Source organism: Halomonas sp. GFAJ-1 (assembly GCF_000236625.2).
Taxonomy (GTDB): domain Bacteria; phylum Pseudomonadota; class Gammaproteobacteria; order Pseudomonadales; family Halomonadaceae; genus Vreelandella.
In genome coordinates this window covers 12,738-39,479 of the sequence record NZ_AHBC01000010.1, presented here as the reverse complement: position 1 = coordinate 39,479, position 26,742 = coordinate 12,738, and the positions used below count along the sequence as shown (strand labels likewise).

General features: G+C 55.4%; 20 protein-coding genes. 4 read left to right on the top strand and 16 right to left on the bottom strand.

Translation table 11 applies throughout. The features are described 5' to 3' along the window. Window positions 1-896: 896 nt before the first annotated feature. The 7 genes from MOY_RS03345 to MOY_RS03315 form a co-directional block, all read right to left on the bottom strand. Window positions 897-1,946 carry a porin gene (locus MOY_RS03345; protein ID WP_009096500.1) on the bottom strand — a complete coding sequence of 350 codons (1,050 nt, stop codon included), beginning with the start codon at window positions 1,944-1,946 and terminating at the stop codon, window positions 897-899. Between the two features lie 265 nt (window positions 1,947-2,211). Beyond that, window positions 2,212-3,024 carry a ProQ/FINO family protein gene (locus tag MOY_RS03340; protein ID WP_009096496.1) on the bottom strand — a complete coding sequence of 271 codons (813 nt, stop codon included), beginning with the start codon at window positions 3,022-3,024 and terminating at the stop codon, window positions 2,212-2,214. 20 nt (window positions 3,025-3,044) lie between these two features. After that, window positions 3,045-3,584: a dihydrofolate reductase gene (locus tag MOY_RS03335; RefSeq protein WP_009096494.1), complete on the bottom strand. Its 540-nt coding sequence runs from the start codon at window positions 3,582-3,584 to the stop codon at window positions 3,045-3,047. Then, on the bottom strand, window positions 3,581-4,411 hold the full coding sequence (locus MOY_RS03330; protein ID WP_009096492.1) for a thymidylate synthase: 831 nt from the start codon (window positions 4,409-4,411) through the stop codon (window positions 3,581-3,583). Before MOY_RS03330 ends, MOY_RS03335 begins: the two co-directional genes overlap by 4 nt. A gap of 123 nt (window positions 4,412-4,534) precedes the next feature. Further along, window positions 4,535-5,338 (bottom strand): prolipoprotein diacylglyceryl transferase, encoded by an 804-nt coding sequence (gene lgt / locus MOY_RS03325; protein WP_009096489.1) that lies wholly within the window; start codon window positions 5,336-5,338, stop codon window positions 4,535-4,537. 55 nt (window positions 5,339-5,393) lie between these two features. Beyond that, window positions 5,394-6,191 carry a sulfite exporter TauE/SafE family protein gene (locus MOY_RS03320; protein ID WP_009096487.1) on the bottom strand — a complete coding sequence of 266 codons (798 nt, stop codon included), beginning with the start codon at window positions 6,189-6,191 and terminating at the stop codon, window positions 5,394-5,396. Continuing rightward, window positions 6,188-7,363, bottom strand: coding sequence for a response regulator (locus MOY_RS03315; RefSeq protein ID WP_009096484.1), 1,176 nt, complete (start codon window positions 7,361-7,363; stop codon window positions 6,188-6,190). Before MOY_RS03315 ends, MOY_RS03320 begins: the two co-directional genes overlap by 4 nt. Window positions 7,364-7,509: 146 nt before the next feature. Here MOY_RS03315 and MOY_RS03310 point away from each other — a divergent pair, with 146 nt between their 5' ends. Then, window positions 7,510-8,283 (top strand): NRDE family protein, encoded by a 774-nt coding sequence (locus tag MOY_RS03310; RefSeq protein ID WP_009096482.1) that lies wholly within the window; start codon window positions 7,510-7,512, stop codon window positions 8,281-8,283. Here the strand turns inward: MOY_RS03310 and ptsP are convergent. Both ptsP and MOY_RS03300 read right to left on the bottom strand, forming a co-directional pair. Continuing rightward, window positions 8,266-10,527, bottom strand: a complete 2,262-nt coding sequence (ptsP, locus tag MOY_RS03305) for a phosphoenolpyruvate--protein phosphotransferase (protein WP_035539922.1) — start codon at window positions 10,525-10,527, stop codon at window positions 8,266-8,268. The two genes, MOY_RS03310 and ptsP, sit on opposite strands and share 18 nt — an antisense overlap. A gap of 84 nt (window positions 10,528-10,611) precedes the next feature. Further along, on the bottom strand, window positions 10,612-11,106 hold the full coding sequence (locus MOY_RS03300) for an RNA pyrophosphohydrolase (RefSeq protein WP_009096477.1): 495 nt from the start codon (window positions 11,104-11,106) through the stop codon (window positions 10,612-10,614). Between the two features lie 173 nt (window positions 11,107-11,279). On the opposite strand from MOY_RS03300, the gene MOY_RS03295 reads away from it, so the two are divergent. Beyond that, window positions 11,280-11,936 carry an HAD family hydrolase gene (locus MOY_RS03295; RefSeq protein ID WP_009096475.1) on the top strand — a complete coding sequence of 219 codons (657 nt, stop codon included), beginning with the start codon at window positions 11,280-11,282 and terminating at the stop codon, window positions 11,934-11,936. 120 nt (window positions 11,937-12,056) lie between these two features. Here the strand turns inward: MOY_RS03295 and MOY_RS03290 are convergent, their stop codons facing one another. Continuing rightward, the gene (locus tag MOY_RS03290; RefSeq protein ID WP_009096474.1) at window positions 12,057-13,031 is read right to left on the bottom strand and encodes a malate dehydrogenase; all 975 of its coding nucleotides are present in this window, start codon (window positions 13,029-13,031) and stop codon (window positions 12,057-12,059) included. A 261-nt stretch (window positions 13,032-13,292) separates the two neighbouring features. On the opposite strand from MOY_RS03290, the gene MOY_RS03285 reads away from it, so the two are divergent. Next, a complete protein-coding gene (locus MOY_RS03285) occupies window positions 13,293-14,390 on the top strand; it encodes an efflux RND transporter periplasmic adaptor subunit (RefSeq protein ID WP_009096473.1) in 1,098 nt (365 codons plus the stop codon). Continuing rightward, window positions 14,374-17,472 carry an efflux RND transporter permease subunit gene (locus tag MOY_RS03280; RefSeq protein WP_009096472.1) on the top strand — a complete coding sequence of 1,033 codons (3,099 nt, stop codon included), beginning with the start codon at window positions 14,374-14,376 and terminating at the stop codon, window positions 17,470-17,472. Before MOY_RS03285 ends, MOY_RS03280 begins: the two co-directional genes overlap by 17 nt. A 34-nt stretch (window positions 17,473-17,506) precedes the next feature. Here the strand turns inward: MOY_RS03280 and fdhF are convergent, their stop codons facing one another. From fdhF to MOY_RS03250, 6 genes are read right to left on the bottom strand one after another with little or no spacing between them, the layout of a single operon-like run. Further along, window positions 17,507-20,305: a formate dehydrogenase subunit alpha gene (gene fdhF, locus MOY_RS03275; protein WP_009096471.1), complete on the bottom strand. Its 2,799-nt coding sequence runs from the start codon at window positions 20,303-20,305 to the stop codon at window positions 17,507-17,509. Continuing rightward, on the bottom strand, window positions 20,302-22,050 hold the full coding sequence (locus MOY_RS03270) for an NAD(P)H-dependent oxidoreductase subunit E (protein ID WP_009096470.1): 1,749 nt from the start codon (window positions 22,048-22,050) through the stop codon (window positions 20,302-20,304). The genes fdhF and MOY_RS03270 overlap by 4 nt, the downstream gene beginning before the upstream one ends. A gap of 47 nt (window positions 22,051-22,097) precedes the next feature. Then, window positions 22,098-22,481 carry a RidA family protein gene (locus MOY_RS03265; protein WP_009096468.1) on the bottom strand — a complete coding sequence of 128 codons (384 nt, stop codon included), beginning with the start codon at window positions 22,479-22,481 and terminating at the stop codon, window positions 22,098-22,100. A gap of 21 nt (window positions 22,482-22,502) precedes the next feature. After that, entirely contained in the window at window positions 22,503-23,270 is a 768-nt protein-coding gene (locus MOY_RS03260; protein WP_009096467.1) for a DUF3726 domain-containing protein, read from the bottom strand. Continuing rightward, window positions 23,267-25,069, bottom strand: a complete 1,803-nt coding sequence (locus MOY_RS03255; protein ID WP_009096466.1) for a hypothetical protein — start codon at window positions 25,067-25,069, stop codon at window positions 23,267-23,269. Before MOY_RS03255 ends, MOY_RS03260 begins: the two co-directional genes overlap by 4 nt. Then, entirely contained in the window at window positions 25,062-26,639 is a 1,578-nt protein-coding gene (locus tag MOY_RS03250; protein ID WP_009096465.1) for a BCCT family transporter, read from the bottom strand. The genes MOY_RS03255 and MOY_RS03250 overlap by 8 nt, the downstream gene beginning before the upstream one ends. Window positions 26,640-26,742: the final 103 nt, after the last annotated feature.

The following is a 26,742-nucleotide window of genomic DNA, read 5'->3' as shown; positions in this document are numbered from 1 at the left end:
CTCGCTAATAGCGCGGCGACTCTTTGCAATAAGAAATGATGTCAAAGCCAGGACCCTAGGTGCCACCGCCCGGGCTAACTCGGATGCATCCCGTCATTAGAAGGAGCTCATCACAACGCCACAATTCTTGAAGCGCATGCTGTTAAAGCACCTGCGGTCAAACTGGACTAATTATACTCAAGACGGCACCTACTCACCCGCTCAACGATCACTTGATCATTCGTTAACGACGTGGTGAGTGAACTTGTGTAATGGACAAGCCGAGCGTGAGCAATTCTAGCATGATATTGGGCAACCTTTAGCCACGCTTTAGATAGGCCAGAGTCTTTTGACTTATTCCTGAGACGCAAAGCTCTCGTGCATAGTCATCTTTGTCGAGTCTGGAAGGGCGTCAGCTATCGCTTTACAAACTCAGCTAATGAATCAGCAACCTTCACGATCTTTTCACGCTGCGGAGGCGCTGGGTGCTGGAAGCGCTTGGCCTCACCGAGGCTTCATCACAGCTTCGCAAAGCACCTTCTCGGATGCTGGATAAGTATGCGCATTTTTATGATTGAGCTTTAAGTGACATACAGTAAAGCCGCAGGAAGCAAATACGGTTTTACATTTTATAGAGCTTATTGCGCATCAAGATCGACATCAATGGATGACTGCAATTTTGCAAGAAATACCATCTCGTCGATTGCTATGCAGTTTTGCAAAACAGGCTTGCAGAATTGCATACTTAATTTTTTAAGCTATTGATTTTAAAGGATATTTTTTTATAATGGGGGTTATCACAACAAAATAAATAAAATATAATTAGGATATTGAAAATAAAAAAACCGGCCTCAAAGAGGCCGGTTCTATTGCCAGTTTTAGCGGTTACTACTTAAAGCGAGACGTTTCAACCAAGCTTAGAACAGGTAACGAGCACCCGTCAGCCAGTAAACATCGTCAGAAAAGTCGCGGATTTGAGCGTCGCGAGTCGAAGGAGCATCACCATCATATAGCTCTGCGAACACATCAAAGTTACTAGAAACTTTGTAGTATGCACCAGCTGCCCATGAATTACTGTCGTCAGCACCACGACGATCAATATGATACACATCAGCGTTAAACGCCCACGGCCCAGTCGTATATGTTAGACCTAAACCGTAAGAGTCAAAACCATTATCTCTATCATCGGCGGCTAAACGAGCAGCAGTATTGGGATCATCATTACGATCTTGGGTTTCAAAACCGGCACGTAATGTTAACTGATCATCAATAGCATAAGAACCGATCAGGCCGTAAATCATTTCACCGGTGCCTTCGCCACGCTCAACATCTTCAATAAAGCCTAGACCAACAGTCACAGGGCCTTCCTGATAACGAACACCACCCTGTGCAGCAACGACAGTGCTATCACGGTCTAGATCTTCACCACGGTCACTGTAGTGCTTCAACTGCAGAGCAGCAGTGAAACCATTCAGATCAGGCGTGTAGTAACCAATAGAGTCGCCACGGGACTGCTTCGGATGACCTTGAAACTCTAAACCCTGGTTCAGATAAACATCGAAGGGTAGGGAAACAAATGAATTATAAAAGCTATCAAAGTTACCGCCCTGGATAGTACCAAACTGGTTACTTTCCAAGCCGATATAGCTTTGACGAGTTTCAGTAAATGCGTTGAAGCGGTTGTCACCACCATCAGCCTGGAAGCGCCACTCAACGTGACCGAAGGCAGTCAAATCTGACGTTACATCCTGACTCATACGCAAGCCAAGACGAGAAAACACGTCGCGAAACTCTGCGCTTGTGCTTGCGCCGTCATTGGCAGGTACGCCGCCACCTTCAATACCCATTGCGATACGACCGTAAACGTCCAGACGGGTGCCGTCTTGGTCGTATACGGTAGCTGCTTGAGCGGCAGCAGAAGCGCCGAGGGCGCCAATGATAGCAGTCGCTAAAAGTGTCTTTTTCATGATGTAGGTTCCTTAACTAGCTTACTGTTTCGATCGTTTTTACAAGCTTTCAAAAATGAAGCCTGCAGTTGGCTTGCGGGTCATGCTCTTGTTCCATCCTCCGGTTTTTCCCGGTGGTATGTGGCATGTCCTCAGCTAAACCTTGTTATATTCCAATGCTCGCAGGTCAAACTCTATACCGTGAACCCAATGAACGCAATAGAAAAAAACAGTGTTTTTTTACGATTTATGCTTTTTTAGGGAACCCAGCTAGACTTACCCGGTCTCAGTGGCCTTCAAATTTCTGCTGAAGACCTTTTAGTTTTTCTTCTAAACTTATCGGCTTTGGTTTACTTCCTTGCGAGGGAAGCAGCCCAGCATTCTTATCGCCATGCTTATTAAGCGGTTGCGCGGTAGTTCTGCTATTCGCTGCTGAAGCTACCATTGTAGTGGCATTTTTCGGTTTCGCCGCATTTTTCTGCGGGGCTATAGCCGATTCATCAGTGGGCCGCTCTTTTCGCCGCTGGCGGGCGTGTAAAGAGGCTTCTTTATCAACCTTTCCCACTGGATTACCATCCAAGTCGAGGCGCTCTACGCCCTCGCGCATTGATTTTACGTAGCGTGGTAAATTCACGTAGTTAGCAAGCGCTCGCCGAATTAATTTACCCGACCAAGGCTCACGCTGGGCAAGGTCGTGATGGATACCAATCTTAAGCGGCTTGGTGTGCCCTTTAAAAAAGGCCTTCGGATAACGTTGGTACCACTGATTTAGAAGCGCTTGGGGTGAAGGTGCTTCCGCTCCTTTTGCAACTTCGTGCACAGTTTCTTGTGCAGCTTCTTTTGTAACTGCACGCTCTACTGTTCCTTCTGTAGCGCCTCGCTCGCCTGCCTCCGGCTCTGTCTTTTCGTTTTGCTGGGGGATGCTTTCTGGCGCTTCCAAAGACGCTTCAGGGACGGGTATATCGTCATTTGGTTCGCTTTGGGCAGCCAGTTGCTGCTTGAGCCAGGCATTCTCTCGGCGAAGCGTTTTTAGCTCGGACGTTGTACGCTCAAGATGCGCCTCTAATGATGCTAATAAGTGCTGTACGCTGGCGGCCATGCTCCCCTCCTTTGTCCTAATCAGTCGTTGAAGCGCTCATATACGACGAAATCATAGTGGGGCTGCCCTTCCGCTGGGCTTCCTGCAACCCGCTGCACTTCGCGCCATTCCTCCAGAGAGAACTCTGGGAAGGACGCATCGCCATCAACATCAATGTCTACTTCAGTAATATAGAGGCGTTGCGCAAAAGGTAGCGCCTGACGATAAATCTCACCGCCTCCCATCACCATGATCTCTTCAGCCGCTTCAATGGTGGCCTGCTGATCAGCTAGCTCCAGCGCCGTCGGCAAATCATGGCATACCCGCGTGCCAGCTGCCTGAAAGTTTGTATCTCGCGTTACCACGATATTAAGCCGGTTAGGTAGCGGCTTGCCAATAGACGCATAGGTTTTACGCCCCATGACCAGCGGCTTCGCTTGGGTCATCCGCTTGAAGAACTTTAAATCTTCAGGCAAGTACCAGGGTAGTTTGCCATTCACGCCAATGACACGGTTTTTCGCCATGGCAACAATCATAGCGACCGGTACTAGCGAGTCGAATTCGCCCTCTTGGGAGCTCATACGGCCACCTCCGCTTTTATATGGGGATGTGAATCATACCCGGTGATCTCTATATCCTCGAAAGAGAAATCAAATAAGCGGGTTACCTGATCATTAAGCGTAAGCTTAGGCGCAGCCAGGGGCGTACGTGTTAGCTGCTCTTGGGCTTGCTCTAAGTGATTGCTATATAAGTGGGCATCGCCGAGCGTATGGATAAACTCGCCGGGTTTTAACCCTGTCACTTGGGCGACCATACTAAGCAGCAGCGCATAGCTTGCAATATTAAAGGGCACGCCTAGAAAAATATCCGCACTGCGCTGATAAAGCTGACAGGAAAGGCGCCCGTTAGCCACATAGAATTGAAATAGGCAGTGACACGGCGGCAGCTTCATTTCATCTACCTGGGCGGGGTTCCAGGCAGACACAATCAACCGACGCGACTGGGGCGACGTGCGAATTTGCTCTAGCACATTGGCAATTTGATCTACGCTGCCACCCTTAGGGTTTGGCCAGCTACGCCATTGATAGCCGTAAACAGGCCCTAAATCGCCGTTTTCATCCGCCCACTCATCCCAGATGCGCACCCCATTTTCTTGAAGGTAGCCAATATTGGTATCGCCTTTCAAAAACCATAGCAGCTCATGGATGATAGAGCGTAGATGCAGTTTTTTGGTCGTTAGCAGCGGAAAGCCACGGGAGAGGTCAAAGCGCATTTGATGGCCGAAAATTGAGCGCGTGCCGGTACCCGTCCGGTCGTTGCGATCAACGCCCTCCTCTAACACAGTGCGCATTAAGTCAAGATACGGCTGTTCAAGCGCTTCTTTCGGCGTGGGCGTTGTTGCAGTCACAGAATTTCCAGATTGTCAGGCAGTGTGGGCATGTATTCTATACATGGAAGCCATATGCGGCTAGAAGCTATGTGCGACCAGAAGCTATGTGCGACCTGGGAGTCGCACATAACTATTCACCGCTTACGATTTACTTACGTCAGTTTTGGCGTCGACAGGGTTATTGCGTGACCACGCAATCAGGTAGAGGCCAAACGCGATCATTGGCAGCGTTAGCAGCATCCCCATGGTGAACCAGCCGAAAGCAAGATAACCAATATGTGCATCGGGCTTGCGTACAAACTCTACCATGAAGCGGAATACGCCATAGCCCAGCAGGAACAGCCCCGACACAAAGCCGCGCGCACGAGGCTTGGAAGATACCCACCAGAGAATGACAAACAGCACAACGCCTTCTAACAGCGCCTCATAAAGCGCCGAAGGGTGGCGTGGCTCAGGCCCCATACCTGGGAAAGGCATCCCCCAAGGCAGCGACGTTACCCGCCCCGGTAACTCATAATTGATAAAGTTGCCTATACGCCCAGCGCCTAACCCAATCGGCACTAATGGCGCTATAAAGTCGGTAAGGGTAAAAAACGCCAACTGCTTGCGGCGTGCAAACAGCCAAGCAGCGAGCAGCACACCCAGCAGGCCGCCGTGGAAGCTCATACCGCCATCCCATACGCGGAAAACCCAAAGGGGGTCTGCCGCCCACTGCTCAAGGCCATAAAATAGCGCGTAGCCTAAACGCCCACCGGCCACTACGCCAATGGCACAGTAGAACAGTAAATCGCCAATATCGTCTTTCGTGAGACCTATGCGCGGCGCTCGCTTACAGCCTAACCACCAGGCAGCCACAAACCCCACCACGTACATTAAGCCATACCAATGAACTTGCAGCGGACCCAGTGAAATTGCGACCGGGTCAATTGTTGGATAATTGATCATCAAAAATCTCTAAGCGAAAAGAAGTAAAACGGCCAACACGTGAGCCGAAAAGCCATCATGCCAAAATGAAGCGAAGCCCTACGACTGCTAGCAGCGCTGCAAATGAGAACCGTAGCGCTTGGGCTGGAAGCACATGGGCAAGTTTCACCCCTAACCTTGCAAAGGGCACGCTGGTGAGCACAATCCCTAGAAAGGCTGGCCACATAACAAACCCCGTGGCCCAAGGGGGTAGCAGCGGATTACCCCATCCGACGATGATAAACGTCATAGCGCCTACCACCGCGATGGGCAGCCCACAGGCAGCTGAAGTGCCTACCGCCTGGGTCATGGAAGCACCACAGCGCGATAACCAGGGAACAGTCATTGCTCCGCCACCAATCCCAAATAGTGCAGAAATAGCGCCTACAACACCACCGGCTACTGTCATCGCGGCCTTACCAGGCAACCCCACCCCCGGTTTGGGATTAAGGCCTAGCACCATTTTGACTGCCAACAGCAGCACAAAGATACCGAACAGAGTACCCAAAACAGTGCCCGACAGATTACCGGCAATAAATACACCGCCAATCGCCCCCAGCATTAACCCAGGTAGTAACGCCATAAACCAGGGGCGGTGCACGCTTCCCTTGCGAAAATGCCCCAGCGCTGAAGAAGCGCCGGTTATCACGATGGTAGCCAGCGAGGTACCTACCGCCAAATGCATCGTGATTTCAGGGGCAATGTTTTGCAGGCCAAAGGCAAATACTAGCGCAGGCACAATGATAAGCCCCCCGCCAACGCCAAATAGCCCCGCCATTGTGCCTGCTGCCGCCCCTAAAACTAAATAACTTGCAATAATAGCCACTACTGTCATGGGGTAGGTGTCTCGCTGTTTCTATTAGGTACCCATTTGGTAATCATGCCCACGAGCGTTTCGGGCTGGTAGGGCTTAGCAAGCACATCGTCTAACCCAGCGGCCTCACAGGTATCACGCCTAGCATTATCAACATTTGCGGTTAACGCGACCAGCACGCTGCGTGGGCTTTCATTGTTATGTTCATAGTCGCGCCAGCGTCGCGCAGTTTCAAACCCGTCTAAGGTTGGCATAAAAATATCCATGAATACCAAATCATAAAACGTGGTTTGTTGTCGCTCTAATGCCTGCTCACCGCTGCTTACTCCTTCTACATAAAGCCCTTGGGCCTCAAGCATTTGTCGCGCCAGCATTAAATTTACGGGGCCATCATCCACTACTAGCACCTTAAGCTGCCGTTTGGTACTGGCTGGCAACGCCTGATCACCTCCTGCTTCGCTAACACTTTCCAGGGCAAAATTGGCCAGCAGAGCACGAATATCAGCCAGCCGGTCTTGCACGTGGTTAATATCTTGATGGCACTCTTTACACTGGTCTTTCTGCATTAAGTCATCCAGATAAGCAAACAGGTTATCGGCTTCCCGCTGTAGCAGTGTTAAGTAGCCTGACTTTAATCGTGACTCTTCTCGTGCACGGTCTCGCCCCGCCATAAGGTGCTTAAGCTGTTGTTGCTGCTGATGTAGATTTTCAAGCAGCGCTGGGTCCTGCTTGGGTTGCTCAGTCGTTGGCGGTATAAATGGCGCTTTGTCTTGAATACTCACTAGCTTGGCAAGCAGCTCGTTAACGTGTGCCACCCGCTGTAGCGGCAAAAACAGCTCTGTACTCTCGGGCGCAACTGGCTGTTCAACCGATGGCGAGCGCGCCACGGTATGACTAAGCGCCTTTGTGTTGCGCTCAAGTACTTTTAACTCGTGCATGAAGAGCACGTCTATCCGCTTAGCCCGGCTTTTGAGCAGCATAAGGAAAGCAGCCACGTTCATGCAGCTGCCTAATAGCAAGGTAAGGGTAAGCCACAGCGTTGTGCTCCATGACGCTTGATTTGGCGACATCCCCCAGATAACGAGCCCCACTGACACACACAGCATGACCAGTGCGGCTTGCACAAGCAGCAAAGGCCAAAGAATCGGCCATGTAACGGCATTCCAAAAGTGCTCTCGCTGATAGGATTGCATGTACAGAGTCCTGAATTGCGGTCAAGCAGCGGTGGTCAAACATCCTGGTCTAAGGTTAGTGTACGTCTAGACACCAACGCTGTCATTCCGCTCTTGTAGAGGTTGACGCTGTTGCTCACTGAATCTGAAGGATGACAGAGTTCGCGATGTGCTTAATCACCTTTGCCTGGCACCCAGGCAGCACCCAACCGCTTCGCTTAGCAGCGAACCGCGATGAGTTTCACGCACGCCCCACGGCGCCATTAGCCTTTTGGGATAACCCCCGTGGGCTGATGGGCGGACGGGATTTAGAAGCGGGAGGCACATGGCTGGCGGCGAACCAGCAGGGTCGGGTAGCCGCACTAACCAATGTACGCGACCCCCGTCTTGCTACGCCGGCCGACGCACCTAGCCGGGGGGAACTGGTGGCGAGCGCCCTGCAATGTAGCGACATTGATGCTTGGCTGATAGAACTGGCTAACACCGAGGCGAAGCACTACGCCGGATTTAACCTGCTCGTCGCTACAACAGAACGCTTATGGCATCTGCATAGAGGTTACGATGGCACTCACCTGACCGAGATCGCCAGCGGGGTGCATGGCCTCTCCAATGCGACGCTAAACACTCCCTGGCCAAAGTTAACCGCCGTAAAGCAGGCTTTAGCCCATAGCCACCCTGATAACTGGCGCCACGCTACTCAAGAGGCCTTGCACAGCCCACGGGTAGCACCTGACACCAGCTTGCCCGATACGGGGGTTAGCTTATCGCTTGAACGCCAGCTTTCCGCCGCCTTTATTATCGGTGAGCAGTACGGCACTCGGGCGACAACGTGGTTAACGCTCAATCAGCAAGGGGAAGTGGCAATGACCGAGCAGCGCTTTGGGCCGCTCGGCCGTTTTGAAGGGGAAACGACACTCTCAAGTTCAGTCTCGCGGGGGTAATAGGTGCGAAAGCTGCCATTCATCCATGCGCATATTTAAATGGGCATGCACTTGAGCGGGGGTATCCTGCTGCATAATTTCTTCAAGCAGCTGCTTTGCATCCGTAAAGCTTACCCGGCGAATCGCCGCGCGTACTTTAGGCAAACTGGGGGCGTTCATGGAAAGGCTCGTGAAGCCCATGGCCATTAATAACAGCGCCCCTGCCGGGTCTCCTGCCAGCTCTCCACACAGCGAAATAGGTTTATTCAGCCGCTTGGCATCTTGGGAGAGTTCCTGCAGCGCACCAAGAAGCGCTGGATGCAGCGCATCGTAAAGGCTTGATACTCGTGGGTTGTTGCGGTCTACCGCTAGCAGATATTGCGTTAAATCGTTGCTGCCCACTGAGAAAAAATCAACCCGCTTGGCCAACGCATCCATTTGATAAATGGTCGCGGGTACTTCGATCATCACGCCCACCTGGGGGCGGATGACGGTGGTACCCTCCTCACCTAACTCGACAATCGCACGATCTAGCAGGCGTAGCGCCTCATCGACCTCTTCTACATTGGTGATCATCGGAAAGAGCACGTAGAGGTTACCCAGACCATGAGAGGCTTTAAGCATGGCGCGCAGCTGCACCATCAATACTTCGGGGTGATCCAGGGTTACCCGCATGCCGCGCCAGCCCAAAAACGGGTTAGCTTCCTCAATAGGGAAATACGGTAAATCTTTATCGCCGCCAATATCCAGGGTGCGCATTACCACCGGCAGCGGCGCAAAGCCTTCGAGCTGCTCGCGATACATCCGCATTTGCTCTTTTTCACCGGGAAAGCGCTCGGTAATCATAAACGGCACTTCGGTACGGTATAGCCCGACGCCACCAATACGACTTTTAAGCAGCGAACTGGCATCGACGGCTAAGCCGGTATTGACCATCAGCGGCATAGAGTGGCCATCAGGCGTTTCGCTGGGCTGGTCTTGCTCGTGCTCCAGCACTTCACTGAGGGCTTTCTCTTCGGCGATTAAATTGGCGTAGCGGGTTTTCAGCTCTTCAGCGGGCCGCACAAACAAGCGGCCACGGTGCCCATCCAGCACAACAGGGGCGCCGTTTAAGCGCGGCAGTGGTAAATCTACCATGCCCAACACGGTGGGAATCCCCATGGCGCGGGCCACAATAGCCACGTGAGAGGTGCTTGAACCGCGTACCGACACCAGGCCTTTCAGCTTATCCCGCGGCACTTCACCCAACATCGCTACGCTGATTTCGTCACCGACTAAGATGGCGTTATCAGGGTAGGTTTCAGGCGTTGAGGGCGTATCTTCCTGCAAGTGCGACAGCACGCGGCGGCCCAGGTCGCGAATATCCGCCGCCCGCTCGCGCAGATAGTCATCATCGACGCGCTCTAAGTATTGCACATGGCGGCGCACCACATCGGCCAACGCTCCAGGCGCCCACTGCCCTTCACGAATACGTTTCTCTACCTCTTCTGAGAGCGCTGCTTCACCAAGCATTTGCTGGTACACATCAAAGAGAGCAAGTTCCTGGGCAGAAATACGGCTTGCCAAGCGTTCACCCGCAGCGCGAATCTCACTGCGCGTTTTGCCAATGGCCTCTTTTAAGCGAGCAACTTCGTAATCCTGATCGCTAGGAATCAGATCCGGGACGCTATTAAGATCAGCGGGCGGGGTAATGACTACCGCTTCGCCCATGGCCATACCGGGGGATGCCGCCACGCCTTTGAACATGGCTTGGCCACCCGGCAGCGCAGGGCGGGAAAGATTACCCGTGGCTAACGCATGGGCAAGCACCCCTGCCAACTGAGCAGCCATGGTGACCAGAAAGGCTTCGTCTTCATCATCGTACTGGCGTTTTTCAGCCTGCTGAACCACTAATACGCCAAGCATGAGGCGCTGGTGAATAATCGGCACCCCCAAGAAGCTTGAGTAACGCTCTTCGCCCGTGGCCTCAAAATAGCGAAAATGGGAATGCGCCTGGGCGTCTTCCAAATTAAGCGGTTCACTGCGCTTGGCGACTAGCCCCACCAAGCCTTCTCCCAGGGGCAGCACCACGCGGCCCACCGCCTGGGTACGCAAACCAATGGTTTCCATCAGCACTAACGACTCAAGCTCTTTATCGTAAAGATAAAAAGAGCATACGTCGGTTTGCATGGCCTTGCGTATGCGGCGAACCATGGTTGACAGCGCGGCATCGAGGTTTCGAGCGCCATTCACTTCCTGAATGACGCGACGTAACACCTCAAGCATGGAGGTTTTACTTTTCACTATTATTTGCCTCGCTGAGGGATTTCCGGCTGGCTTGACTGCCTCATCCTAGGCAGCAAAGCGCAATTACCCTTCGTTATCTTGTGCTAGGCGCTGTACACGCGGAGAAAGCTCTCGTAACGCGCGTCGATATACCTCTCGTTTAAACGGCACCACCTGCCCCAGCGGGTACCAGTAGCTTACCCAGCGCCAGCCATCGAATTCGGGCTTGGGCGTAGCCGTCATGCAGATTCGGTTCTCTTGACAGCGAATCTTAAGTAAAAACCACTTCTGCTTCTGGCCGATACAGACCGGTCGCGAGTGGGTACGAATCATGCGTCGTGGAAGACGGTAGCGCAGCCAGCCCCGGGTGCAGGCGACAATATCAACATCGTCGGCGGTTAGGCCGATCTCTTCGTGAAGCTCACGAAAAAGCGCTTGTTGTGGAGTCTCGCTTGCTTTAATGCCTCCCTGGGGGAATTGCCACGCATTTTGTCCTACACGACGCGCCCAGAGCAGTTGCCCCTGGCTGTTGGCAATAATAATGCCAACATTGGGGCGAAAGCCGTCAGCGTCGATCACGGACATCACCTTAATAAATTTTCAGTTATGTCCATTTTTCCACAAGGGAGACAGCCGTATCAATACAATATAGAGCTAAGTGGTTAAACCAGGGCGACTCTGCGATAATCCGCCGCTTTGTGTCCCGCGATTAACACGCTATCAACCATCACATTAACCATAAGGGGAGCGCCGTGAGTCTGGCCATTTTCGATTTGGATAATACGCTGCTATCCATCGACAGCGATCACGCCTGGGGTGAATTTCTACTCGAACAGGGCGCCGTTGATCCTGTTGCTTACCGAGAAGCCAACGAACGCTTTATGGCCGATTACAACGCAGGCACCCTGGATATGGCAGCGTTTCTGGAGATGGCACTGAAGCCGCTTGCAGAAAACACGCCGGAACAGCTGGCCGCCTGGCATCAGCAGTTTATGGCCAGCAAAATTGAGCCGCATATTCTCCCCAAGGCCGAAGAGCTTTTGGCCCGCCACCGCACCAAAGGGGATACGCTGCTGATTATCACCGCCACCAACCGCTTTATTACTGCGCCAATTGCTGAGCGCTTGGGCGTTGATGATTTAATCGCGGTTGATCCGGAGATGATCGATGGACACTATACGGGGCGGGTGTCAGGGGTGCCGAGCTTCCGCGAAGGCAAAGTCACGCGTTTAAAGCAGTGGCTTGAAGATCAAGACTTAACCATGGATGGCGCTTGGTTTTACAGCGACTCCCATAACGACCTGCCGCTGCTTGAGCAAGTCGAGCACCCCGTCGCCGTCGACCCCGATGATACGCTCCGAGAAGTCGCCGAAACGCGCCATTGGCGGATTATGAGTTTGCGTGATTGAGAGTGGTGAGTGGTGAGTGGTGAGTGAGTGAAGCGTAAATGGTCAAAAAAGCCCTGCAAACTGAGTTTGCAGGGCTTTTGTGTTTGCTAGGCGCTCATTGAAGAGCGCCAGCGGGCGTGCTTAGCCGAGCAGGTGCTCAACGGCAGCGCGCTCTTCACGCAGTTCTTTTTCGGTGGCCTGCATCTTCTCTTTGCTGAACGCGTCCAGCTCGAAACCTTGAACGATTTCGTACTTACCGCCCTGGCAGCGCACCGGGTAAGAGTAAATGATGCCTGCGTCGATGCCGTAGCTGCCGTCAGACGGAATCGCCATGCTGACGATGCCGTCACAACCCAGCGCCCAATCGCGCATGTGGTCGATAGCAGAAGAAGCGGCAGACGCTGCAGATGACGCACCGCGTGCCTTAATGATCGCCGCGCCGCGCTGCTGAACGGTGGGGATGAAGTCGTTTTCGTACCAGTCGCGCTCAACCAGATCAAACGCCGCTTTGCCATCGACTTTGCACTGGGCCAGATCCGGGTACTGGGTGGCACTGTGGTTGCCCCAGATGATCATGTTTTCAACGTCAGTAACATGCTTGCCGGTTTTCTGAGCCAGCTGGGTCAGCGCGCGGTTGTGATCCAGACGCGTCATGGCGGTGAACTGACCCGCGTCCAGGTCCGGCGCGTTGCAAGAAGCAATCAGCGCGTTGGTGTTAGCCGGGTTACCGACAACTAGGACGCGTACGTCGCGGCTGGCGTGATCGTTTAGCGCTTTGCCCTGCACAGAGAAGATAGCCGCGTTGGCTTCCAGCAGGTCTTTACGCTCCATACCGGGGCCACGCGGGCGGGCACCTACCAGCAGGGCGAAATCCGCGTCTTTGAACGCGACGTTGGGGTCATCGGTTGCGACAACGTCTTTGACCAGCGGGAAGGCACAGTCGTTGACTTCCATCACCACGCCGTTCAGGGCGTCCATCGCCTGAGGGATTTCCAGAAGCTGAAGAATGACAGGCTGATCCGGCCCCAACATGTCGCCAGCGGCGATGCGGAAAATAAGAGAGTAGCTGATTTGGCCTGCGCCGCCGGTAATCGCAATACGTACTGGATCTTTCATCATTGCTCCTTGATGGTTTGCCTAGTGTAAGGGCTCGCCTGAGGGTGGTTCGACAGAAATTAAGACGACAAGATGGTATGCCCAGCCGGGCAAAAACTCAATCAGACATGAGGCTAGTATCCTTCCCGCCGCTGCTTGGTACTCGCTGAGAAGCTGGGGTTACGCTATGGTGTGACAGGCTGCGCGCCCCGCCTTCAGCACGGTCTTTAACGTACAGCTTAAATATACGGTTTTCTGGGCTTATACGGATATAGCAACCCCATGCGACGAATCCCCTACTCTTACGCCCTTGCCAGCTTGCTGGTTCTAGCGCTGGTAATATGGCTTGCCTTTGGCGATTTTCAGCGCTTTCAAACCGACCCACCCGAGAGCAGCAGCGCGGAAAGCGAGGCGCTTCCACGGGTAGAGGTGATGGTTCAGCAAAGCACCCCTTTTGTTCCTCAGCAGGTTATTCAAGGCCAATTAACCGCCCAACGCGAAACCATCTTACGCGCTAGCGTGGCTGGCTTCGTGGCGGAAAAGCCCATTACCCAGGGGGCGACAGTGGCCCAAGGCGATACCCTGCTGGTGCTGGACAATGAAGCCCTACCCGAGCGTTTGCAGCAAGCAAGGGATGAGCTTGCCGTGGCAGAAGCTGAGTTTTCCGGGGCGCAAAACCTACGCCGCCGGGAGCTCATTTCACAGCCAGAACTGCTGCGCCTACAGAGCGCGTTAAGCGCCAGCGCCGCCCAGGTGGCCCAGTTGGAAAAACAGCTAAACGACACCCGCCCCACCGCCCCGTTTGAGGGCGTCCTTGACCGGGTGCAGGTTGAACTAGGCGATTTGCTGCAGCCCGGTGAAGAGTGGGGCCGCTTAATTGACGACCGCCGTTTAACCGGAACGGCTTGGGTATCTCAACAGCAGGTCGGCGAACTCAGCGTTGGACTACCGGTCACTGCGCGGCTGTTAAACGGGCGCGCGCTAACCGGCGAGATAACCCATATCAGTAGCCGAGCTGAAGAGGCCACCCGTACCTTTTATATCGAAGCAACCCTGGACAACCCTGACCGGCAACGTTTGGCAGGGGGCAGCGCGGAGTTCACCATTACCCTGCCGCCGCGCCATGTACATACGCTCTCCCCCGCGCTTTTTAGCCTGAACGAACAGGGCCAGTTGGCGGTTAAGCACATCGTCGATGAAAACCAGGTGGCCCAAACGGCCATTGAACTGGTAAGCGCTGATATTGAGCGCGCTTACGTGACGGGTCTGCCGGATCCGCTGCAACTGATTACCCTTGGCGCTGGCTTAGTTGCCCCGGGCGATACCGTCACGCCGGTGCCTGCCAACCGCCAGGAAGGTGGTTATGCGCCAACTCATTAATGCGGCGCTTACCCACACGCGCACCACGCTACTGCTGCTCGCCGGGTTACTGCTAGCGGGCATCGCCGCTTGGCAAACCATTCCTAAGGAAGCCAACCCCGACGTCACTATCCCCATTGTTTACGTTTCGCTCTCTCTGGAAGGGGTTAGCCCCGAAGATGGGGAGCGGCTTTTAGTTCGCCCCATGGAGCAGGAGCTGCGGGGGATCGAAGGGCTACGCAAATTCACCGCACAGTCCAGCGAAGGCCATGCTGCGGTAACCCTTGAGTTTGACCCAGGCTTCAACCCGAATACAGCCCTTTCTGATGTACGCGAACGCGTGGATATTGCCCGCAGCAGCTTGCCCGCTGAAGCCGAAGAGCCGCGGGTAATGGAAGTGAATGTCTCCGAATTCCCTGTGCTTACCATTGGCCTTTCCGGGCAGTTAGATACCCGCGAGCGTATTACGATTGCCCGGCGCCTCAAAGAAGAGATTGAAGGCATCGCCAATGTGTTGGAAGTGGATATTGCCGGGGAGCGGGAAGACCTGCTGGAAATCGTCGTTGATCCACTGGTGCTAGAGAGCTATGGCATTGATTTTGACGCGCTGTTTAATCAGGTATCGCGCAACAACCGCCTCGTCGCCGCCGGCAGTCTGGACACTGGCGCTGGGCGTTTAGCGCTGAAGGTGCCGGGCATTATTGAATCCCTTGATGATGTGATGCAGATGCCGGTGAAAGTGGAAGGCGACCAAGTGGTGACCTTCGGCGATGTGGCTTGGATTCACCCCACCTATAAAGAGGCCGAGGGCTTTGCCCGTATTGACGGCGAGCCTGCGGTGGTGCTGGAAATTTCCAAGCGCGCCGGGGCCAATATTATCGCCACTATCGATGCCGTAAGGGAACGCTTTGCCCAGGCAGGCGACCTGCTACCGGAACAGCTCAGCGTTACCACTATTTTGGATGAATCGGTCACGGTGCAGAACATGCTCTCCGAGCTGTTAAACAACGTACTGACCGCCGTCGTGCTGGTGCTGATCGTTGTCGTGGCGGTGATGGGCTGGCGCATGGCACTGCTGGTGGGTTTAACTATTCCGGGGGCATTTTTAACCGGCATTCTACTGGTATGGGCCTTTGGCTTTACACTCAACATTGTGGTGCTGTTCGCGTTGATCTTAGTGGCTGGCATGCTGGTGGATGGCGCCATTGTGGTGAGTGAATTGGCCGACCGTCACTTAAATGACGGCCAATCACCCCATCAAGCGTGGCTGAACGCAGCGTCGCGCATGAGTTGGCCGGTCATTGCCTCTACGGCAACGACGTTGGCGGTGTTTGTACCGCTGCTATTCTGGCCAGGGATGGTGGGGCAGTTTATGAAGTATCTGCCCGCCACGGTGATCTTATGCTTGCTGGCATCCCTGGCCATGGCGCTTATATTTCTACCTACGCTTGGGCGGCTGGTGACCCGCCCTGCCAAACCGGCTTCTGAGGCCCTCGCTTCAAGTGAAGAAGCCACCTACGAGGGAACCACCAATCCCGAAAGCACGGCCCTTGGGCGCCATTACCGCAGCCTGTTAGCACGGTTGCTGCAACACCCTAGCTGGGTACTGCTGTTCGCCCTGCTACTGATCGCCCTGCTCTACACCGGCTACGCACGCTTTAATCACGGGGTGGATTTCTTTCCCAACGTGGAACCAGACAGCGCCCAGGTATTAGTGCGCGCCCGGGGTGACTTTTCGGCTTTGGAAGCCGATGCCATCCTGCAGCGCGTGGAAAACCGCCTGGGTGGCATGAGCGAAGTAGAAGCGCTTTATGCCCGTTCATTTGCAGTGCCCGACCAGCAGATGGGCAGTGATGTGGTGGGCGTGCTGCAGTTTCAGTTTGTGGACTGGTACCAGCGCCGCCCCGCACAAGCGATATTAGACGATATGGCCGAGCGCACCCAGGATATCCCTGGCATCACCCTGGAGTTTCAGGAACAGGAGATGGGCCCCGGTGGCGGCAAGCCCATTGTGCTTGAGATAAGCGCCACCGACCCGGACGTTGCCGATACGGGGGTTAATCAACTCGTGGGGCTTATGCGTGAGCTGGGCGGGTTCACCGACATTCAGGACAACCGCAGCCTTCCGGGGGTGGAGTGGCGGGTGAACGTTGATCGTGAAGCCGCCGCCCGCATGGGCACCGACATTACGACCATTGGCAGTGCGGTACAGCTGCTGACCACGGGACTGCAGGTGGCTAGCTACCGTCCGCCTACGGTGAGCGATGAAGTGGATATTCGCGTTCGCCTGCCCGAGTCCTGGCGATCGCTGGATCAACTTGAGCGGTTAACTATTAATACCCAGCGCGGCCAAGTGCCTATCTCTCACTTTGTAACGCTGACCCCGGCACCCAAAGTTGGCACGCTGAACCGCATTGACGGCCGGAGAGCCATCACCCTTGAGGCAGACTTAGCCCCCGGCCACCTAGCCGACGAGCGCCTGCGGGCGCTGCTTTCAGCGGGCGAAGGCCAACTGCCCGAAGGCTTGATGGTGAACGTGGCAGGCGAGCAAGAAGACCAGCAAGAGGCGATGCAGTTTTTGATTAGCGCCTTTTTGATTGCCATTGGCCTCATGGCGCTGATCTTAGTCACTCAGTTCAACAGTTACTACCAAGCGGCACTGGTGCTCTCTGCCATTGTGTTCTCAACGGCAGGGGTACTGATGGGCTTACTGATTACCGGCCAAGCTTTTGGCATTGTGATGGTGGGCATGGGGGTTATTGCCCTGGCAGGCATTGTGGTAAACAACAATATTGTCTTGATTGATACCTACAACGAGCTGCGGGGCAATGGCATGACGCCCGCAGAGGCGGCGCTGGAGGCGGGCTGTTTGCGCCTGCGCCCAGTATTGCTGACGGCGATTACCACGGTGCTGGGGCTAATGCCCATGGTGTTGGGCATTAACGTGAATCTGTTTGCCCCAGCCCTTGGCTTTAACGCCCCTTCCGCCCAATGGTGGACCCAGATGTCCAGCGCCATCGCCGGCGGCCTAACCTTCGCCACCGGGCTTACGCTCCTGCTAACGCCATGTATGCTGGTGATTGGCGGGAAGCTTAGGCGCTAGCCCAGCGCGCTCCTCAATGAGCAGCTTCAATCACTTAGGCCGGGTTGAGCCGACAGGCAGCATACTTGAACTCGGGTATTTTACCGTAAGGGTCAAGGGCTGGATTGGTGAGCAGATTAGCCGCCGCTTCAGCATAGGCAAACGGCACAAATACCATGCCATCGGGAATTTTTGGGTCCATGCGGGCGGTTAGCGTAATCGTGCCTCGTCGTGTCGTGATCGTCAGCTTTTCACCGGGGGAGACCCCTAACCGATAAAGCTCGCCGGGCGAAAGGCTGGCTACCGCTTCTGGCTCTAGCGCATCCAGCGCCTGGCTACGCCGGGTCATAGAGCCGGTGTGCCAGTGCTCCAACTGCCGGCCGGTGGTGAGCACTGTGGGGTACTCGTCATCCACTGGCTCATCCGGCGGCAGCGGACGCGTGGGGGCGAATTTTGCCAGCCCGCCAGCGCGCGGAAAGGCATCGCTAAACACCACATCCTGGCCCGGCGCATCCTCCGCCGGGCAGGGATACGTCACTGACCCCTCCCGCGCCAGCCGCTCCCAGCTAATGTGATTTAGCGACGTCATGCCCTGCTGCATCTCCGCGAACACCTCTTTAGGGTGAGCGTAGTGCCAGCCAAGCCCAAAGCGATTGGCGATTTCTTGAATAATCCACCCGTCAGGCTTGGCATCTCCCGGCAAGGGCAGCGCTGCACGACCTAGCTGCACCTGGCGGTTAGTGTTCGTCACGGTGCCCTCTTTTTCCGGCCAGGCGGAGGCAGGCAGAATCACATCAGCTAACTGGGCGGTTTCGGTGACGAACAGATCCTGTACCACTAAATGCTCAAGCATACCCAATGCAGCCCGGGCGTGGGTCAGATCCGGGTCAGACATGGCGGGGTTTTCCCCCAAAATATACATACCACGCACGCTGCCTGCGTGGATGGCATCCATCACTTCAACGACGGTTAGCCCCGGTTCATCGCTCAGCGGCGTGTTCCAGAGCTCCTCAAAAGCGCCTCGCAATTGGCTATCGCCCACCGGTTGATAGTCCGGCAGCACCATGGGAATTAGCCCCGCATCCGAGGCGCCCTGAACATTGTTCTGCCCACGCAGCGGGTGAAGGCCAGTGCCAGGGCGCCCCGTGTGGCCGCAGGCCAGCGCCAAAGAGATCAAGCAGCGGGCGTTATCAGTGCCGTGGGTATGCTGGGAGATACCCATGCCCCAGAAAATCATCGCTTTATCGGCATTGGCATAACGGCGTGCCACGTCGCGAAGGGTATCAGGTGCTACGCCGCACAGCGCGCTCATGGTCTCAGGTGTGCTGTGTGCCACGCTATTTTTAAGCGCCTCAAAACCTTCGGTATGGGCAGCGATGTACGCTTCGTCATACAGCTCTTCGGCAATAATCACATGCAAGAGCGCATTAAACAGCGAAACATCGGCGCCCGGCGTAAAGCGCACGCTTAGGCTGGCGTAAGCATCTAATGCCTGCCCGCGAGGGTCGAGGATAATAATCTCGGTGCCGCGTTTGGCCGCCTGCTTAAAGAAGGTGGCCGCCACCGGGTGATTCACCGCCGGGTTACAGCCGGTGAGAATCACCACGTCAGCTTCCAGCGCCTGCATAAACGAGGCGGTCACCGCGCCTGAACCCAAGCACTCCATCAGCGCGGCCACGGAGCTGGCATGGCATAGCCGCGTGCAGTGGTCGACGTTATTGCTGCCAAACCCAGTGCGTACCAACTTTTGGAACAGCCAAGCCTCCTCATTTGAGCACTTGGCACTGCCAAAGCCCGCTAACGCTGTTGGGCCGTGGGCGGTTTTGATGTTGATCAACCCGCCTGCTGCCGCGTCTAGCGCCTCTTCCCAGCTAGCTTCGCGGAAGTGGCTCAATGGGTGATTAGGGTCAAAGTTCGGGTCGAGGGTTTTGGGTATACCGGGCTTGCGCAGCAGTGGCTTGGTGAGCCGCGCTGGATGGCTGACGTAATCAAATCCAAAGCGCCCTTTCACGCATAAGCGGCCTTGGTTGGCAGGGCCGTTGCGCCCTTCCACGTAAGCCAGGGAATCATGATTTATATGATAGGTAAGCTGACAGCCCACGCCGCAGTAGGGGCAAACGGAATCCACCTGGCGCTGACTGCTCGTATCACCGCGCCCAGTCGCACCCACCAGCGTGGCGGGCATGAGTGCGCCAGTAGGACACGCCTGTACGCACTCGCCACAACCCACGCAGGTGCTGTCGCCCATGGGGTCGCTAAAATCAAAAACGACAGCGGTGGCTGCGCCGCGCTGCGCCAAACCAATCACGTCATTACTCTGCACGTCGCGGCAAGCCCGTACGCATAGGTTGCAGGTAATGCATGCCTCCAGATTAACGTGCATGGCCGGGTGGCTGGTATCCGGCTGCGCAATGGTAGGCGCGACCGCCGCATGGCTAACCGATGAGTGACGACGTGGCGGTAGCCAAGCTTTTACAGCATTTTCATTAACCGCCAGCTGGTCAGCCATGGCCCAAAAGTGGCTGGAACGGTCAGGGCTTTCCGCCCGGCTGGGCTGGTCGGCCATCAATAGTTCCAGCACGGTTTCCCGGGCTTGCACGGCGCGAGTAGAGCTTGCGCTACGCACCACCATACCGGGAGCCGCTTCACGTATGCAGCTGGCGGCCAGGGCACGCTCGCCGTTAATTTCTACCATACAAGCCCGGCAGTTACCGTCGGAACGGTAGCCGGGCGCTTCTTTAAAGCACAGGTGGGGGATGGTTTCTCCACTGCGCTTGGCCACCTGCCATAGGGTTTCACCGGGGTAAGCCGTTACCGCATGGCCATCCAGGGTTAACGTAAAGGGGGCGGTCATGGCGTACTCCCTCTAGCAGCATCGCTGACGATAATCTGCTGCTGGCTAAGTTCGGCTCGAAAATCTTTAAGGAGCCCCAGCACCGGGTTGGGTGCCGCCTGCCCCAGCCCGCAAATTGAGGCGTCTTGCATCACTTGGGCCAAGCGGGTGAGCGCCTGAACATCCCAGTGGTGACTCTCCAGCAAGGTGAGCATTTTTTCGGTGCCCACTCGGCAAGGCGTACACTGCCCACAAGACTCATCGGCGAAAAAGGCCAGCAGGTTGGTCGCTACGGCCTGCAGGTTATCGTGATCGGAAAGCACCACAATCGCCGCCGAGCCTATAAAACAGCCGTGTTCATGTAGCGTATCGAAATCCAGCGGAATATCCGCCTTACTGGCGGGAAGAATACCGCCCGACGCGCCACCAGGCAGGTAGGCAGCCAGGGTGTGGCCCTCCACCATGCCCCCGCAGTACTCTTCAAGGAGCTCACCCAAGGTAATACCCGCAGGCGCTAGGTAAACGCCGGGGTTTTTTACCCGGCCGGATACGGAAAAACTGCGTAACCCGCTTCTATTGTTGCGCCCCTGCTCAGCAAACCACGCGGCGCCCTTTTTCCAAATACGTGGAATCCAGTACACCGTTTCGACGTTATTAACCAGCGTGGGACGGCCAAACAGCCCCTGCTGGGCAACGTAAGGGGGCCTATGGCGAGGCTTGCCGGGTTTGCCCTCAAGGGATTCAATCAGCGCCGACTCTTCACCACAGATATAGGCCCCTGCACCCCGGCGCAACACGATAAACCCTGGCACCACTAGCTCAGCTTTTTCCAGCTCATTAATTGCTTCGTTTAAAACCCGGTGAAGCCCCGGGTACTCGTCGCGCAGGTAAATATAGAGCTGCTTAGCCTCAATGGCCCAGGCGCTGACCAACGCCCCTTCCAAAAACTGATGCGGCGATTTTTCCAGGTAGTAGCGGTCTTTGAAGGTGCCGGGCTCGCCCTCATCAGCGTTAATCACGCAGTAACGCGGGCCCTCCTCTTGGTGCACGAAATGCCACTTCTTAAAGGTGGGAAAGCCTGCCCCGCCCAGCCCGCGTAGCATCGAGCGCTCAAGCAATGTCATAAGCGCCTCAACCGTCACCTGACCACTACGGCACTGGCTAAGTAGCTCAAAGCCACCGGCTTGGCGGTAAGCCTGCAACCGCTGCCAAACAATCGCTTCCGGGTGAAAATGGCCGGTGTCCACCACCGCCTCGACGCCGTCTGCAGTGGCATACCGCACATGGTGATGCCCTACTTCCACCACCGGCGCGCTGTCGCAGCGGCCCATACAGGGGGCACGAACCACCCGAACAGAGGCTGGGTCGACCCGAGCTTCCAAGGCGTGGTGCAGCTTATTTGCCCCCGCTAACTGACAGGAGAGCGAATCGCACACGCGAATAGTAGTGTCCGGTGGAGGCGCCTGGTGGTCGTGAACCACGTCAAAGTGAGCATAAAAGGTCGCGGTTTCGTACACCGCGGCCATGGGCAGGTTCATATAGGTCGCTAATGCGCGCAGTTCAACCACGGATAAATAGCCATGGGCATCTTGAATCGCGTGTAGGTGCTCAATCAGCAGATCGCGGCGTTTGAGTGCGGGGGTGGTACGCTCATCACCCAGCAGGTCGCGTAGTGCTGCTAAGGCTATAACGCTTAGCCCTCTGCCACGTGGCTTACCACGAGGTGATTTGTTTACTCGTTGCCGCTTAGCAGATTTTTGTTTCACACTTGCATACTCTTTTTTGCGTTAGCCAAAAATCAAAAATTCAATCTTTATGCAACATAATCAATAGCAGCATAGGCTACCATCTCTACCAACATTTCTTCTCGCGCAAAACCAGACACAATAATGGCGGCACGGTTGGGGTAAGGCGCGGTGACATAGTCTGCATAGACACGGTTAACCGTAGCCAGGTCCTCGCGCTGAGTCACGTAGATCAATACCTGAGTTAGTTGCTGCATACCCGCACCAGCGCTTTCCAAAGTATGCTGCAGATTATCTAGCGTCTGGCGCGTTTGTGCTTCAATTCCGCCTTCTACCACAGCACCGTCGGCGCCGATGGGAATCTGTGCGGTAAATAAGATGCCATTGCCAACCACGGCCCATTCGAGTGGCGCCTTGGCCGCATAAAGATCGGTTTTTATCGGTTGAATCATTGCAATGCTCTCATTTATCTATCAATCGTTGTCGTTGACACCAGCACCGGCGCCGCCTCGGGAAGCCTCGGAGGACTCCACCAGGATGCGATGTGCCAGCGCTTTCAGACGCGCCCAGATCGCATCATCTACCTCAATGCCTTCCTTCAGCGAGCGCTCGCGGCAGGCCATTAAGTCGGACTCAGAGTGACGTGCTAACAGATCCAGATCGTGGTCCTCGCCTAGGGAAGGCAGTAGCTCAACGTGGTTGGCCATGACCAAGGTAATGCCGTCGTTGGGTTCGTTTTCTTCCGGCACATCGCGCACCGAGTAGATGCATACTTCTGGCGTTGGGTGGCCCGCGCGAAAACCCACCACCTGCTCGGTGAGTGGCTCCTGTGCGTTGCGCCAGAAAGCGGTAATATTGATGCCTCGCCCCGCAAGGCGTGAAAGATAGCCCATGATCAGCTGACGATTGTGGCAACGGCGAATTTTTACCACCGAAAGCCCCCGCGCCCGGGCCTTGGCAAAGCCCAGCTCGGTCGCCAGACTGATACTACGCAGCACGCTCTGGCCATGGCCATCCAGTACCGCTAAGTCACCATCCTGATAAATAACGGCGGGCAACGCTTCAGGGTCTTCTTCCAGTAAAAAATCCAGCCCGCGGTTGAGCTGATCAATCGCATTGAAGCCATGACACTGCATCCACGCCACCATATCAGCGGCATCAGCTGCGTCCCCGTCTTCAAAGCCAATCCCAGTGAAAGCTTTTCTGCACAACCCTTGTAGCTCATTGAAGGAGACTTTCATGATGTTTCTCCACCAGCAGCAGGTTGATAAACGGTTGACGCTGGTGAGCTGGCATGGGGCGATAATCCAGCAGGCCCCACAGCGCCATTTTCAAGCGTTGGCTGCAGCGGAAAGCTCCAGTCATCAAAATGGCTGAGGTCTTCCGGTTCGGCGTTGAGTTCTTCCACCAACGGCGCGCCTTGGAACAGGGTAATCCGCACCCAGCGGTCGGACTTGGGGTCAAAGCGGCTGGCACCGAAAAATGAAAGCTTGGTGCGCAAAAGGTGCATAGGCTTCATGTCTTGACGCCAGAGATTGGCATGGATGTCCCCGTAGGTATCCTTTACCAGGGTCTGCACTCGGCGGATGATCTCTTTATGACGTGGCTTTGCTAGCAGAAAATCCACCACTTTGGCGCGTGGCGCTTCTTCAAGAAACTCGCATATTGCCTCATGGCTGTGGGCAACCCTTGGCCCCATGGCAATCAGCATTTCTTTCTCGACGCCCGCCTCTGCATGGCGAATACCCAGGCGCGGCTCTTCTTTTTCGGTTGAGCGGTACCAGAACCAGTAGCTGCCTTCGCGGCTTTCGTAGTCATGCTCCAGCGCCCAGCTATAGTGGGTCTCGATCAATTGACGAAGGTGAATCAGGGCCATATCCGGCTGAAGATCCAGATTCTCGGTAACGCCCATCTGCTCTTCAAGCGGGTCAACCAGCTCAGGGTAAAGCTCAATCAACAGCGTATTTATCAACTCCTGGGCTTCCAGCGACAGAGTCCGCTCGCTCCAGGCAACCAGCTGGCCCCACAGGTCGTCTTCCAACGGCGCACTTTCCAACCAAACGAGCACATCCGGCAGGCTGGCTACGGTCTCGGCGTTGCGTTCGGTCTGCTCCATGTCTTCGGTGACGGTTTCCATCAGATGCTGTAGGGCGCGGCGGGTAAGCGCAATTAGCCGCTTGCGGTCTTCTTCATTGGGTGCCTGACGCTGAGCAAGCGCCAGGGCGGTTTCACGCTGATTGACCCATTGCGCGATTAACTGCGGATGGCTAATCAGAAAAGGCGCCATCCCTAAGCCCGTCGAGTTGCCGATACCCAAGTATCGACGCAGCTCGGTGGCCAGTGCACAGGCAGTTTTCGGTGCCCGGGAGCGGGCCAAATGCTCAACCTGCTCGATGGAGAAATGGCGTAGCAGATAGACCCCGGCCATCTGCGGCGAGAACGGTCGCCGAAAGTCTGGGTTTTCATGCAGGCGGGCAAAATCAGCAATGCCGAATTTGCCGTTGCCGTAAACCGCCGTGGTACGGTAAAGATAGCCTACCCGAGTCAGCCACTGCGGGTCCGGCTGCTGGCCGCTGGCAAGCGCTTCAACAAAGTAGGCAAAGTTGCGCAGACTTTTATTGGCGCGAGATAACACCAGTACCCTTGGATGCTGGCGGCCAGCTTCCTGCAGCGGCACATTGGCAGCCATCTGCTCCAGCAAGCTATCGTCCACATCGCCTTCTACTAGGCCGAAGGTGACATCCCAGGCTTCAGCAATCACTCGGTCGGTGCGTCGCGAGTCGTCCAATGCCTGGGCAAACATCACCCCATGGTAGCGCCCATAAGGTGTCTGCAGCCGATAAATAGCGGTGCCATAACCGTGTTCATCCAGATCAAAATGCTCCTGACTGACCTGCCAGCGCTGGCGCCCCATCTGGCGCATCAGGGTGCGCACAAAGCTTAGTCGGCAGGCGTGGAGGCTGCCCAAGCGTTCCAGCTGCATGACATCATCCGCAGGACGCAGGTTAAGAGGGGCCAGCCCCCATTCGCGATTAATCATGAACAACGTCCTTTTTGCGGGTGCTCAACCCTTGCTCCCGCGCCATGGCATAAGCCGCTTGCGGACCCAGCCACAGCGAAGGCAACAGCACCAGTGAAACGGGAATGGCGGTAATCACGATAAACTGCTGCAACACACCGATCTGGCCGGCCCCCATATAGAGCAAGATCGCGGCCATCAACGACATGGTAACCCCCCAGAAAATTCGTACAGCGGTATGCGGTTGATCATGACCCGTACACACCACAGCAATTGCATAGCTCATAGAGTCACCGGTGGTGGCTACAAAAATGGTCGTTAGCAGCAGGATCGCCAAGGCCATTAGAGTGCCACCCGGTAGCGCCTGAGCTACCGTCAATGTGGCCACGTCAAACTGGAAGTTATTAAGTGCCTCGGCCAAGTCAATTACACCGGTTAGCTGGTAGTGGATGCCGGAACCGCCCAGCAGCGTAAACCAGACGGTAGTCGCAATGGGTGCCATAACCGCCACCGCCAAAATCATCTGACGAATGGTGCGGCCACGGGAAATACGTGCCACGAAAATCGCCATCAGCGGGCCGTAACCAATAAACCAAGCAAAGAAGAACACCGTCCACCACTGCATCCACCAAGCCGGCGCGGTTTCTGAAGTCATGGTCGCCATGGCGAAAAACGAAGTGATGTACTCACCAAAGCCTTGCAGATAGGCATTGGTAAAGAACAGCGTTGGGCCAAAGACAAAAATCACGGCAGCGATAGCCAGGGCCAGAAACACATTAAAGCGGCTAAGCATTTGAATGCCTCGATGAATGCCGGTAGCCGCAGAGGTGACGTACACGGCGCCCAGCACTATCAGGATTATCAGCTGAGTGGTGTAGCCTTCGCTGATGCCAAACAGCTCATGCAGTCCAAAGCTGACCTGGGTGGCCAGAAAGCCAATCGGGCCAACGGTGCCTGCTACCACCGCAATCACACAGCAGGCATCGACCACGCCGCCCACCCAGCTGCGCATCAGGCGCTCGCCAAGCACCGGATACAGCAGAGTTCGCGGCTGCAGCGGAAGGCCACGGTCGTAGTGCCAGTAAGCCAGTACAACAGCTGTCAGCGAGCCAAGTACCGCCCAGGCCAGAAAGCCCCAGTGCATGAACGACTGCGCCAGCGCGCTGGCAACCGCTTCCACCGTGCCTGCTTCGGTGTCGAAGGCGGGCGGCGTGACCACGAAGTGATACACCGGCTCACCGGCAGCAAAGAAGACACCTCCTCCGGCCAGCAGGGTACACATAATGATTGAGAGCCACTTGAAAGTGCTCAGCTCAGGCTTATCCAGGCCACCCACTTTCGCGCTAGCTGCGGGTGAGATAGCCAAGCCAATAGCGATAAAAAAGGTCAGTAACAGCAGCAACTGGAAATACGAGCCCAACACCGCCGCGGTCCAGGCAAAACCGTTTGAAATCGCATCGGCCACCCCCTCAATATTGATCAGTGAAAGAACGACAAACAGAACGACAAAGCCGCCGCTAAGCCCGAGCACCACAGGGTCACCGAACTTGCCCAGCCCTGAGGCATCGTCCTTTTTTTTGGATGAGTCCATGGGGAAACCTCATTATTGATTATTGTGGGTATTAGTTATTGCGAATACTGCTTGTTATGGATATTAGCTATTGCGGGCAACGCACGGCGGATGGGCAGTGCGT